A 12,734-nucleotide genomic window follows, 5' to 3' on the forward strand; every position below is an offset into this window, starting at 1 on the left:
TCGCCTTTTGCAGGGCTTCTTCTGTGGAGATCGCCATGCGGCGTGTTAGATCAGTCCAAGCTTTTCGTCGCGAGCTAGAGCTTCGGGCGCCCGTTCGTCCGGATCACCCCAACCACCGCCGCCGCCTGACCGGATGCGAAACAGCGTTCCTTCGGGAATGGCAATTCCGAACTGTTTGGTCCGCAACGGGATATCTCCCTCTTCGGTTACCATGCGATAGTCGTGCGGAGCGCCGTCGTGCCCACCGGCAATACCTGCCGCCCCATGACGAATGCCTTCGCCTGCAGTGTGGGCATAGGCTGGAACCTCGACCCGCAGGTCCAGCGCGCTGCCGAGGCCTCCACGATATTTACCCGCACCTCCCGATCCTGGGCGGAACTCATGGGTTTCGAAGAACAGCGGAAAGCGCGCCTCGGTCACTTCGACTGAGCCGAATTTGATCCCGCCCACCGAATGCCACTCGCCTGCACCGGACCAGCCGTCGCCGGCCACCGAAGCACCGCCTCCCGGCCGCGCGTGGAACAGATGCCACACAAACGTGCGACCGTTTCGCGGGTTCTTTCCAGTCACCGACATTCGGAAGCGTCTTGACCACCCGCCCGTGCAGCGCTCTGGGCATGCGGCCTCAAGTGCACGAGTGATTGCCTCGACGATCTCATTCGCAGGGTGAGTTGTGGACATCGTAACCGGTGCCCCCTCGAGCGGGTGGACAATGGTGCCGGGCTTTAGCTTGACGTCCAGTACTCGAAAGACACCATCATTTTTGGGAATTTCCGGATCGATCAGGTAGGCTAGCGCCATCGCAACTGCTGCCTGTGTGTTGGCAAAAGGCGAATTGACGAAGCTGTCGGACTGGGCGTCGGACCCAGTCAGGTCGATCTGAAGATCGCTCCCTTGCACGGTAACCTTTGCACGAATTGCCACGTCCTGTCGGTCACGACCATCGTCGTCAAGATAGGCGGTGCCTTCATACACGCCATCTGGCCAGCTTCCCACGATGGCGCGAGTATTGGCTTCAGCTGTATCCAAGAATTCCTCGATCGCTGCCGCGACCGTAGGTGAGCCAAATTCACCGATGAGCTTGTCCAGACTGCGCTGGCCGAGATGGGCGGCACCAATCATCGCGTCTAGATCGCCTCGAAACTCCCGTGGGAAACGAACATTCATTAGGATCATGTCGATGACGTCGTCGCGCGTCTTGCCGCGATCAGCCAGCTTCATCGGCGGCAAGCGTAGACCTTCTTGCCAGATTTCGCGGGCTTGGGGGTTGTAGGCTCCATGTGTTGCGCCCCCGATATCACCCATATGCGCCCGAACCACTGACCAGAGCTGCCGCACGTCACCGGCAAAAACCGGGACGAAAATCGTTACATCCGGCAGGTGACTACCGCCCGCATAGGGATCATTCAGGATCACGACATCCCCGGGGTGGATGTCGTCGCCGAAGCGATCCTCAACAGCCTTGACCGCCCAAGGAAGTGCGCCGACATGGATCGGGATATGATCGGCCTGACTTATGAGACGGCATTGCCGGTCAACGATGCCCATCGAGAAGTCGCGACTTGCATTCAGGATCTGGCTGTAGGCGGTGCGCAGCATCGCCTCTCCCATCTCCTCGACCATCGAACTCATACGATGCTGGATGACGGCACAGGAAATGGGATCAACTAGCGGCTTTCCGGCAGCGGAAGCAGGGGCTGACACAGGGCGTCTCCTTCGTCTCGTTGCCGAAATGGTCGAGGAAAGGATGGCCCAAATCAAATATGGGATACCTACTCTATTATACAGATTTCCCTATGATGCTATGTTTTCAGTGTGTTAGCTCGTGCTGATCTGAACTTTTTCGCTAACATCAAGGAGCTCGCTGATGAAAGGTGCATGTTTATCGGGCATCCAAGCGGCATAAAGTTCGACAAGCGGGCTGTAATCAAGCAACGGACGATAGACGACACCTGGGATAGCAAGGTGACGAGCCGATACGGGGACAAGAGCACATCCAAATCCGCCGCCAACGAGACAAAGCATCGTCGTCATTTGCGGCGCATCCTGGATCGTCTTCGGCACGTAGCCTGCCGAGCGGCAGACATGCAGCATCAGGTCTCGAAATCCTGGTGCCTCATCTCGTGCGAAAATAACCAGTGAGGTCCCATTCAGTTCGGCCAATCGAATGCTGTCGCGCTGTGCTTGCGGATGATCCGCTGGCAAGGCAACGCAAAAGGGTTCAGTGTGGACCAGGCGAATGCTTATCCGCTCATCCTCGACAGGCGGGCGGACGAAGCCGATGTGGATATCGCCACGTTCTAGCGCAGCGAGCTGGTCCGGGGAGGACATTTCCCGCAGAGAGATTTGTACGTTTGGCCTGCGCTTGCCAAAGGCACGGAGTACGGGCCCGGCAAACTCGAGTGCTGCAGTTCCAGTCACGCCGATGACGAGGCGGCCGCCGTCCTTTCGACTCTCCTGCCGAGTCAAGGCTTCGGCGCGTGCTACCTTCGATAGGATTTCCCGTCCTTCGCGAAGCAGCGCGATGCCTGCTGGCGTTAGCCCAACTGGTCTTGTTGAGCGATCCAGCAACTCAACCTGCAGCTCGTCCTCAAGCTGCTTGATTTGCTGCGACAATGCTGGCTGAGCGATATGTAGAAGCCCAGCAGCCTGACCAAAATGTCGCGTCTCGGCGAGAGTAACGAAGTATCTAAGCTGACGAATGTCCATGTGCATGGATAGGCGCGGTGGCTGGATGCTGACAAGTCAGCAGACTGGTGACGCCAGAACCATTCGCCTGTTCCATAGGGGGCGCGAAACCTACGTGCGGAATACATACAGGTAACGACCTGACCAGCAAGGCGCGGCATGATCGCCATAGATGAATTAGCTCCGGTGCCGTTAGTCGGCAATTGTTGACATCTACATGGATTGCCGGCGAAACTTTTTTCCAAGAGTCAATTCCGCCTTGGGCTGCGCTCACGGATGATTGGGTGGTGCATGCGGCAAGTAGACGGAAACATCCTTCTTTCAGCAACTGATCTGATGCGGTTCATGGGCTGCCCCCATGCAACCTCACTGGATCTGATGCACCTTCGAGGCAAAGGGCCGGAGCTAGGCGCTGACAGCGAGGACGCTGCGCTGCTGCAAAAGCAGGGTGACGCTCATGAGGCCGCGCATCTGGAACGGCTGAAGGCGTCGGGCCGACACGTTGTCGAGATTGCACGGGGGAGCCTGACTGAGGATGCCGCTGCAACACGCAAAGCTTTGGCCGACGGCGCCGAGGTCGTGTTTCAGGGAGCATTCCAGTCAGGCAACTGGGGCGGCTGGTCGGACTTCCTGCTTCGGGTTGAACGGCCCTCGGCACTCGGGCCCTTCAGCTACGAGGTGGCGGACACAAAGCTCAAGCGGCGGCCGCACCCCAAGCATGTCCTGCAGCTAGTTCTCTACTCCGACATGCTGGCGGACATCCAGGGCTTGATGCCCGAGCATGCTCATGTCGAACTAGGAACCGGCTGGATGATGATCAGAAGGCCGCGTTCGAGAAGGCTGCGGATGATGCCGTCGTGGCCATGCGCGCCTATGTGGACGAGGTGGACGCATCCGGTGTTGCCCAGATGCAGGAAGCGGGCATGACGGTGAACGAACTGTCGCCCGAGCAGAAAGCCGCCTTCCGCGACGCGCTGGCCGAGCCTTACAAGAACTATGAGGCGCAGTTCGGCAAGGAGCTGATGGACCGCATCCAGGCGGTCGAGTGATCGCGTGCGCCGCCTCGAGAATGCCTTCGTCACGTTGAACGGCACCATCCTGGTGATGGGGCTGATGGCGATGGCGGTCATGCTGGGCTGGAACGTCCTGGGCCGCTATCTGACGGGCAATTCGTTGACCTGGGCAGACGAGGTGGCGCGCTATTCGATGATCTGGCTGACCTTCCTGGGCAGCGGCCTCGCCCTGCGCGAGGGGGCACATGCCGCAATCACCAATGCCCAGGAGGCCCTTCCCGGTCCGGGTCAGCGGGCTCTGCGGGCGCTGATCCTCCTGGTGCTGCTGGGCTTCTTCGCTTTCATGGTCTGGGTCGGGATCGACTACATGAATCGGATGGCGGTCCAGCGGTCCGCCGCCCTGCGTATCCCGATGAAGTGGGTCTATGCCGCAATGCCTGTGGGCTTTGCGCTGATGATTGTGCACCTGGTCCTGATCGCGCCACGCTATCTGCGCGCTGGCCTGCAACACCCGGAAGAGACCGCCCTTGGCTGAGATCCTGATCGTCGCCTTCCTGATCCTGATGGTCATGGGGGTCCCCGTCGCATTCAGCTTGGCCATGGCAACCTTCGCGGCCGTTGCCATCGACGGGCGCTATCCGATGGTCGTCGTTGTCAAGGAGATGTTCACTGGCCTCGACAGCTTTCCCCTGTTGGCGGTGCCCTTCTTCATCCTGGCCGCGGAAATCATGTCCACGGGCGCGATATCGCGCATGCTCCTGCGCTTCGCCTCGCAGTTCGTCGGGCACCTGAGAGGCGGCCTGGGCTATGCCAATGTGCTGACAGGGACCCTGTTTGCGGGGATCTCGGGCTCGGCCTTGGCATCGGCAGCGGGACCGGGGGCGATGATGGCCCGGATGATGGAGCGCAGCGGCTATTCGAAAGCCTATGCCGGGGCGCTGACCATTTCGGTTGCCGTTGTCGATCCGATCATTCCTCCGTCGATCACGATGATCATCTATGCCCTGCAGGACCGCAACGTCTCGGTCGGGTCTCTGTTCATGGCGGGCCTGCTGCCGGGATTGCTGATTTCGGCCCTCATCGCCGGAGTGAACTGGTGGATCAGCCGCAAGCGGGATTACCGCAGCCTAGAGCTGCGCCCACCCGCCTCGCAGATGCTGCGCAACACCATTGCCGCCCTGCCTGCGCTGCTGCTGATCGTCCTGATCGTCGGCGGCATCCGGGGCGGCCTGTTCACGCCGACCGAGGCATCGGTGGTGGCCGTCTTCTATGCCATCATCGCCAGCGCCGTCATCTATCGCGGCTTTACTTTCGCCGATCTGTGGGGCGCTTTCCTTCGGTCCGCCATCATGTCGGTCGCGGTGCTGATGATCCTGGCCGCGGCCCGCGCCTTCGCCTGGGTGCTGATCATCGAGGGTGTGCCCCAGGCCATGGCCGATGCGGTGATCGCGATGGATCTGTCGCCCATCGCCTTCCTGTTGATGGTCAACCTGCTGCTGCTGTTCTTCGGCATGTTCATGGACCCGCTGCCCGGCGTCATGATCCTGGTTCCGATCTTGGCGCCAATCGCCCACGGGCTTGGCATCGCGCCGGATCACTTCGCCATCATTGTCATTGTCAATCTGACGTTCGGGCTCATGACTCCGCCAGTAGGGGGGCTTATCTTCGTCGTGGCCTCGGCCACCAAGCAAAAGCCATCCGCGCTGGTGCGCGAGTTGCCGCCCTTCTTCCTTGCGGCAATCGCGTCGCTGCTGATCCTGACATTCGTGCCCGCGCTGTCGACCTGGCTGCCCGCGATCAGCGGTTTCGCCCGGTGACCATCCCCGCTTCGAGCATCACTTTGCAGGGCAGTATCTTCAGCGGGCGTGTCAGCGAAACAGGCTGATCAAGGATGCTTTACCGCAGGCTTCGGATTGCGCCTGCCCATGGGGGCCACTTGACTATGTCGGCGCTTGACTCAACAGACCTGCAACCGCGAACTCCTATTGCACGAGGCCACCCTTGCCCAGATCCGCGCTGCCGCTTGTCATTCTTGCTGTGTTTCTTGGCGCCGTCACGCCGTTGGCTGCGGACCCGGTCGTAAAGGGCGCAGAGCACTGTGTCGTAAACGTCCGCGCTGATGACCGGCTGAACCTCCGGGCCGCGCCCAGGGCGGAAGCCGCGGTTCGCGAGCGTTTCGCCTATGGTTCATGCGGGATCATGGTGACTGCCGCTTGCAAGGGATCATGGTGTCCGGTCGAGGATGGACACCATTCGGGTTGGGTGCACCGGCACTATATCGCCGCGCTGCCTGACGTGGAGTTCTGCTTCACCGCTGCGGCGTCGCGCGAACTGCGGTTCCTCCGCGCCTGGCCGTCCTCCGGCTCGCGCATCGTGACCGAGTTGCCGGCCAGACAGTGCGGGATCAGGCCGCTTCCCTACATCGTCGAGGGTTGGCAGAAGGCCCGCGTGGATGGATGGGAGGGCTGGCTGCTCCAGGCGGGGCTGGCCCACACGGGAGACTGATGGCTGTCAGCAGCGCCCGCGCCTGATCTGACATGTTGCCAGCATACGGGTGCTCCGATCCTGCCGGTGACGCGCCAAGAGGGCGGCGAGCTCGACGGCCATTGGAACTGAGCACGTCCCCGAAACGCTGAAACAGCAGGATGGAGGACAGCCGCGGGAGAAGTGGGCAATGACGGTCACGGTCTTCGGTGAGGCGGACGCAGCAACCCTGGCGCAGGCAGAGCGTTGCGCCCTGGAGGCAGAGGCCATGTTGCTGATGGCTGATAATCACAAGGGCTATGGCATGCCTGTCGGCGGCGTCGCCGTCTACAAGGACAAGGTTCCGCCCGCCGGCGTGGGCTTCGACATCGCCTGCGGGAATAAGGCTGTCCTGACAAACCTCAATCTGGGGGACATCGAAGGCCGGCTGTCGAGGCTTGCCGACGAGATCTTCGCAAGCCTTTCCTTCGGGATCGGACGAAAGAATGCCACGCCCGTTGTTCACCGTGTTTTCGACGATCCCGCCTGGGATGAGGTTGGATTTCTGAAAAGCCATCCCGATCTGAAGAAAAAGGCACTGGACCAGTTGGGGACGATCGGTTCCGGAAACCATTATGTCGATGTCTTTGCCGACGAGGCCGATCGCATCTGGGTGGGCGCGCATTTCGGCTCTCGCGGGCTGGGCCATGCCATCGCCACGCATTTCATGAAGCGTGCCGGCGACAACCCGAACATCCTGGATGAGACACCCAACACCCTTGAGGTCGGCAGCCGCCACGGGCGCGACTACATTAAGGCAATGCGGCTGGCCGGCGACTATGCCTATGCCGGTCGCGACTGGGTATGCGAGACGGTGGTGGGCATCCTGGGCGGCAAGATCATCGAGGAGGTTCACAACCACCATAACTTCGCATGGCAGGAAACCCATGGCGGAGAGAGCTATTGGGTCGTTCGAAAGGGTGCCACGCCGGCCTTCCCCGGTCAGCGCAGCTTCATCGGATCCTCGATGGGCGATGTTTCGGTCATCGTCGAGGGGGTGGACAGCGATCTGTCGCGGGCTGCCTTCTATTCGACCATCCACGGGGCGGGCCGGATCATGTCGCGGACCAAGGCCGCCGGCAAGTGGCGCAAGCGCGTTGTCGAGCAGAAGCAGGCGAACGGCAAGATGAAGAAGATCACCCAGTGGTACACCGAGGGCGGCGCGGTGGACTTTGACGCGGTGCGGCTCAGGGTCGCGCAAGCGGGAACACATCTGCGTGGAGCCGGGGCTGACGAGGCGCCCGAAGTCTACAAGAAGCTTTCGGACGTTCTTGCCCACCATGGCAGCACCGTGAAAATCATCCACATGCTCAGGCCGCTGATCGTCTGCATGGCAGGAGGGGACGAGTTCGATCCCTATAAGGATTGACCGACGCGGCTTCGCTTATCGCCTGCTGCGACGGTGCGATACAGTCCCGCCATTCACGATAAAGGTAGCGACGGCCGGCTATCTCGCTTGCTCTGCTGGCGCCTCCTGCATCAGACAGCCGGTTTGCGGTGCCGCGTATGCTGTTCGTAGGCATAAGCCTGGTTCAGCAGTTCTGCCTCTGACCATTGCAGCCCAAGGAAGATCAGGCCGAAGGGCGCTCCGGAGGCGTAATAACCGGCAGGGACAGTGACACCTGGGATTCCGGCAATGTTCAGTTCGCCAACGGTGGTTTCGCGAAGCGCTTGGCCCGAGTGAAGTTCGGGAAGCTCATTCAGCATCTGGGGATAAACCAAGCTGTCCAGGCTGTGCTTTGCGAAAACAAGATCCAGCAGCTCCAAGTACCGGCGTTTCAGTTCTGTAAAGGCCGGCAGGGCAGGGGGCGTTTCGGGATCGGCAAGACATGGCGCGAAATCGGGAAGTTCTTGCAGATAGCCAAGGATCGCGCCCTTCCCAAGGACATTCTCGGACGCCGTGGCCGCGACAAACTCGTTCCAGGATTTAAGCGCGGGGTCGGGCCCAAGGCGACGCAGGTAGCAGGTCATGTCATAAGGCAGCGACTCAAGGCCGCGACCGTCGAAGAAGGGTGTTCCCGGTGTGATCTGGCGCAGGCTGGCGAAATCCGTTCCAGCAAAAGGATCCTCAATCAAGATCGCGCCCGCCGCCACCAGTTCGCGCTTTGCACGCTCGTAAAGCTGGGCGGCCTCGTCCGAGAGAAGATCCGGTCGCCAGCCCGGGCCATAAAGCCCCAGCCGCTTTCCTTGCAGCCCGTCAGCTGACAACCGTGCTGCATAGCCGTCTGCTGGAACCTTTCCGACGGAGGCCAATGTCTTCGGATCCTCGGTGGTGAAGCCGGCCAGCGCCGTCAGGCATTCGGCGGCATCGGTCACCGTGCGCGCGACTGGTCCCACCACGTCGCGATTGGCTGACAGGGGCACCACGCCTGCATTGGGCACCAGCCCGATCGTCGGTTTGATGCCTACCAGATCTTGTGCCGAGGCGGGGTTCTGGATGGATCCGCCCGTTTCCTCGGCCAGCCCGATCACCGCCATGTGGGCGGCAACCGCCGCAGCCGAGCCGGCGCTGGATCCCCCCGGCACGCGGTCGGGTGCAGCGGGATTGATCGTCGGTCCCGCCCAACTGTCATTGGCATGGGTTCCGGTCCAACTGAGGATCGGGACATTGGTCTTGCCGATGATGACGGCATCGGCGGCACGCATGCGGGCCACCACCGGACTGTCGCGTTCGGGCATCAGATCGACGCCGCCCGCACCGGAATAAAGCAGCCGCCAGCCTGCGGTCGATGGAAAGCCCACCATGTCCATGGGATCCTTGACCACGATGGGAACACCCGCCAAGGCTCCTACCTTCTCGCCTGCGGCGATCCGGCGGTCGATGTCGCGGGCGGTGTCCAGCGCCGCGTCGTTTTCGAAGATCACCGCGTTATAGGTGCCGTTCGTCGCCTGCATCTGGGCGATCGCAGCCGATGTCACCGCCTCGGCGGTAAATGCACCGCTGGCCAGGCCAGCGCGAATGCCGGCCACCGTCAACTCGCCCAAGGCCGGAATCATGTCCTTCATCGGGCGATCCCGACGATGGATTTCAGGACCGAGGCGCCGACCGTGTATTTCGGATCCACCATGTTCCCCAGCCGGATCCGGCCGCACTGCGTCAGCAGCATGTAGGCGTCGATCTCGTCAAAGCCGAAGTCGGCGGCCATCCAGCGGATCAGCTCGCGATAAGCGCCGCGGGCGGCGTCCTCCATCGGGCGCGAGGAACCGATGGTCATGTAGAATTTCTCGTTCTCGAGCCGCGGGGTCTTGATGGTCCAGCCCTTGATCAGATCGACGCGGACGGTGGTGACGGTCGGATGTTCGATCGCGACACCGCACAACTCTCCGTCGCCCTGGGCGGCATGGCAGTCGCCCAGGAACAGGAACCCGCCCTCGGTCTGGACGGGCAGATAGACGACCGCGCCAGGCGCTACGTCCGGCAGGTCCATGTTGCCGCCATAATAATCGGGCACTAGCGAGGAGATGGCCTCGATCTGCGGAGCGGTCCCGATGGTGCCGATGAAGGGCTCGTAGGGCAGGGTGATGCGATCGTTCCAGACAGTGCCTTCCTCGGCGGTGACATGCAGCTTGCGCACGCGTTCGGGCAAGGGCGCCGTCAGCAATGCGGTGTCCCCCGTGGGCACCAAGCCGCCGAATTCGGGCATGATGACGGTGGTGCCGCGTGGCTGGGGACCACGTGGGACGATGCTGTCGATGTGAACAGCAATCGTATCGCCCTTTTCCGCGCCGTTGATCCAGACTGGTCCGTTCTGCGGATTGAGGAACGGGAAGTTCAGCTTTTCAGTAGGCTTGTCGGATTCGGAGGTGATCGCCCCCTCGAAGGCGTCATGGGTCTCGCAGGTCAGGACCGTGCCAGGGTCAATCTTCAGGACCGGCGGGATGGCCGCGCTGTAGACGTAGTGATAGCTGCCCTGCTGCGCCTCGGTCAGCGATGCTTCAGCCCGCACTTCGCCCTTTGCGACGCCCTTGCGGGCCATGATGGAGTCTTCGAACCAGCTCATGGGAATACCTTTCTTGGATAGGTCAGACGGACAGATAGCTGCGGATGAGATCCTGATCGTCTAGGTCGGCACGGGTCAGCGCGGCGGTGATGCGGCCCTTGTCCATGACATAGCAGCGTTGTGCCATGGCGCGGATCATGTCGATGTTCTGTTCGACAAAGACGACGCTGAGGCCGGTCTTGGCGTTCAGCTCCACCATGATCCGGGCGATTGACTGGACGATGTTGGGCTGGATGCCTTCCGAGGGTTCGTCCAGAAGGACCAGAGACGGCCCGCCCATTAGCACACGGCCGATGGCAAGCTGCTGCTGTTGGCCGCCCGACATTGTGCCTGCGCGCTGATGGGCGCGTTCCTGCAGGATGGGGAAGTAGTGATAGACTTCCTCAAGCTTGCCATCCAGCTTGCGGCCGGAAATCGACTGGCCGACCATCAGGTTTTCCAGCACGGTCATGCGCGGAAAGACATCCCGACCCTGGGGGACATAGCCGATCCCAAGGCGCGCGCGGCGATGCGCCGAAAGGCCGTCGACCTGCCGGCCCTTCACCCGGATCTCTCCACGCTGGCTTGGCAGAAGCCCGATCAGCGTTTTCATCAGGGTGGACTTGCCCACGCCATTGCGACCGATGATGGCGACGATTTCGCCTTCCTTCACATCGATGTCGACGCCTTGCAGAACTGGCTTGCCGCCATATCCGCCGTTCAGTGCAGATGTTTGCAGAAGCGGTTCAGGCATGGACCTCTCCCAGATAGATCTTGGCGACCCGGGGGTCGGCGGTGATCTCGTTGATGCTGCCTTGTGCGAAAACCTTGCCCAGATGCAGCATGGTCACCCGATGGGCGATCTGGCGCACGAAGGCCATGTCGTGTTCCACTGCCAGCACGGTCATGCCCTCGGCATTCAGCCGGTGCAGCATCTCGCCCGTGGCGTGGGTCTCGTCAGGCGTCATTCCTGCGGTCGGTTCGTCAAGCAACAGCAGGCGCGGCTTCAAGGCGATCGCCATCCCGATTTCCAGCCACTGCTTTTGGCCGTGGCTGAGATTGCCGGCAAGTTGGGTGTGATCCTGCGACAGCTTCAGGAATTCCAGCAGCCGATCAACTTCCTCGGTCAGATCGCCGGCGGGAACATGGTGCTGCAGGGCGATAACAAGGTTCTGGCGGGTGCTGAGTTCCTTGAAGATGCCGGGAACCTGGAACTTGACGCTGATCCCCTTGCGGATGCGCTGAAACGGCTTGGCGCGGGTGATATCCTCATCCGCAAACAGGATTTGGCCGCTGTCAGGCTGATGTTCGCCCAGGATCAGGCGGAAGAAGGTGCTCTTGCCCGCACCGTTCGGGCCGATCAGGCAATGCATCTCTCCGGTTTGGAGGGTGAAATCCACGTTCCCGGTGACATGCAGGCCGCCAAAATGCTTGTTCAGCTTGCGGGTTTCCAGAATGGTCATCAGCGCGCCTCCTTCCGGCGGAACAGGCGGCGTGATGCGTCCACGATGCCCATCACAATGCCACGCGGAGCAACCAGCACCGTGACGACAAGCAGAACACCCATGACGATCAAGGCATACTGGCTGCCATAGATCGTCAGCATCTGGAACACGATCAGTACGGCCAAGGTGCCTACCAGCGTGGTGGTCAGGTCGCCGCGGCCGCCGACCGCCACCCAGACAATGGGCAAGGCAGCGGCCGTCATCCCCATCGAGGCGGGGGTGATGTAGTTGCCCCAGGAGGTATAAAGCACCCCCGACAGCCCGGCGAGGGACGAGCCGATGACAAATGCGCCCAACTGGAACTTGCGGATGTCATAGCCAAGCATCTCGGCGCGCTGGGGATTCTCGCGGATTGCGACCAGCACATTGCCGAAGCGCGAATTCACTAGCATCCGCAGGGCCAGATAGACCACCACCAGCAGCGCAAGGGTCAGGTAATACAGCGGCAGGTCAGGGAACAGGACGATGCTTCCGCCGGGCCAGGGGATCGTCAAGGACGGCATGCTGCCCATGCCGTTGAACCCGTTCAGCCGCGCCGAACCGATTGCCCACTGCGGTCCTGCGGTCTGAGCCATGAAGCGTTCCAGCACCAGGGTCACAGACAGGGACACGATGCCAAGGAACACGCCATTGATGCGGCCGAAGAGCAGGAAATAGCCCAGGACGGCCGCAAAGAATGCGCTGAAGCCCACGGCCATCACAAGCGACAGCAGCGTCAGTCCGTAGGCATCGCCCAGGTTGATTGTCAGCACCCCGTAGCAATAGCCCGCGATCCCGAAGAAGGCGGTCTGCCCGAAGCTCAGCGATCCGCCATAGCCCCAGATCAGCGAGAGCCCCATGGCCATGAACAGCCAGTTGAAGAAGTAGACGTTGTTGCCAACGTCATAGCTGTCGGCAAACATCGGATAGGCGCAGGCACAGGCCAGGACAAGGGCGAAGCCCGCCCAGAACTTTGGCCCTCGGCCAAGAGTCTGCGGCCCCTCGACCAGGCGCAGGATGCCGCGCAGTCGGGATGTCTCGGCCAT

The 12,734-nt window shown here is 61.5% G+C and carries 12 protein-coding genes; 5 read left to right on the plus strand and 7 right to left on the minus strand.

From position 1 onward, the window contains the following. Nucleotides 1-45: 45 nt before the first annotated feature. Nucleotides 46-1,704, minus strand: a complete 1,659-nt coding sequence (locus CK944_RS00070; RefSeq protein ID WP_256388055.1) for a hydantoinase B/oxoprolinase family protein — start codon at nt 1,702-1,704, stop codon at nt 46-48. A 114-nt stretch (nt 1,705-1,818) separates the two neighbouring features. Beyond that, nucleotides 1,819-2,709, minus strand: a complete 891-nt coding sequence (locus CK944_RS00075) for a LysR family transcriptional regulator (RefSeq protein WP_158247928.1) — start codon at nt 2,707-2,709, stop codon at nt 1,819-1,821. Nucleotides 2,710-3,545: 836 nt separating this feature from the next. Between CK944_RS00075 and CK944_RS00085 the strand changes: the two genes are divergently transcribed. The 5 genes from CK944_RS00085 to CK944_RS00105 all read left to right on the plus strand — a co-directional run bounded on the left by CK944_RS00085 (nt 3,546) and on the right by CK944_RS00105 (nt 7,593). Further along, on the plus strand, nt 3,546-3,737 hold the full coding sequence (locus tag CK944_RS00085; RefSeq protein WP_239985923.1) for a hypothetical protein: 192 nt from the start codon (nt 3,546-3,548) through the stop codon (nt 3,735-3,737). Between the two features lie 4 nt (nt 3,738-3,741). Then, on the plus strand, nt 3,742-4,236 hold the full coding sequence (locus CK944_RS00090; RefSeq protein ID WP_103171000.1) for a TRAP transporter small permease: 495 nt from the start codon (nt 3,742-3,744) through the stop codon (nt 4,234-4,236). Then, entirely contained in the window at nt 4,229-5,518 is a 1,290-nt protein-coding gene (locus CK944_RS00095; RefSeq protein WP_103171001.1) for a TRAP transporter large permease, read from the plus strand. Before CK944_RS00090 ends, CK944_RS00095 begins: the two co-directional genes overlap by 8 nt. A 184-nt stretch (nt 5,519-5,702) precedes the next feature. Next, nucleotides 5,703-6,206: an SH3 domain-containing protein gene (locus CK944_RS00100; RefSeq protein WP_103171002.1), complete on the plus strand. Its 504-nt coding sequence runs from the start codon at nt 5,703-5,705 to the stop codon at nt 6,204-6,206. A gap of 169 nt (nt 6,207-6,375) precedes the next feature. Continuing rightward, a complete protein-coding gene (locus tag CK944_RS00105; RefSeq protein WP_103171003.1) occupies nt 6,376-7,593 on the plus strand; it encodes an RtcB family protein in 1,218 nt (405 codons plus the stop codon). Between the two features lie 110 nt (nt 7,594-7,703). On the opposite strand, the gene CK944_RS00110 is transcribed toward CK944_RS00105, so the two are convergent. Genes CK944_RS00110 through CK944_RS00130 form a run of 5 tightly spaced genes read right to left on the minus strand, consistent with a single transcriptional unit; the run spans nt 7,704 to nt 12,734 of the window. Further along, nucleotides 7,704-9,230 carry an amidase gene (locus tag CK944_RS00110; RefSeq protein ID WP_103171004.1) on the minus strand — a complete coding sequence of 509 codons (1,527 nt, stop codon included), beginning with the start codon at nt 9,228-9,230 and terminating at the stop codon, nt 7,704-7,706. Next, nucleotides 9,227-10,225: an acetamidase/formamidase family protein gene (locus tag CK944_RS00115; protein ID WP_103171005.1), complete on the minus strand. Its 999-nt coding sequence runs from the start codon at nt 10,223-10,225 to the stop codon at nt 9,227-9,229. Before CK944_RS00115 ends, CK944_RS00110 begins: the two co-directional genes overlap by 4 nt. Before the next feature lie 22 nt (nt 10,226-10,247). Beyond that, entirely contained in the window at nt 10,248-10,958 is a 711-nt protein-coding gene (locus tag CK944_RS00120) for an ABC transporter ATP-binding protein (protein ID WP_103171006.1), read from the minus strand. Beyond that, on the minus strand, nt 10,951-11,667 hold the full coding sequence (locus CK944_RS00125) for an ABC transporter ATP-binding protein (protein ID WP_103171007.1): 717 nt from the start codon (nt 11,665-11,667) through the stop codon (nt 10,951-10,953). The genes CK944_RS00120 and CK944_RS00125 overlap by 8 nt, the downstream gene beginning before the upstream one ends. After that, nucleotides 11,667-12,734: an ABC transporter permease gene (locus tag CK944_RS00130; RefSeq protein WP_103171008.1), complete on the minus strand. Its 1,068-nt coding sequence runs from the start codon at nt 12,732-12,734 to the stop codon at nt 11,667-11,669. Before CK944_RS00130 ends, CK944_RS00125 begins: the two co-directional genes overlap by 1 nt.

Origin of the sequence: Paracoccus sp. SY, from assembly GCF_002901215.1 — a bacterium.
Taxonomy (GTDB): domain Bacteria; phylum Pseudomonadota; class Alphaproteobacteria; order Rhodobacterales; family Rhodobacteraceae; genus Paracoccus; species Paracoccus acridae.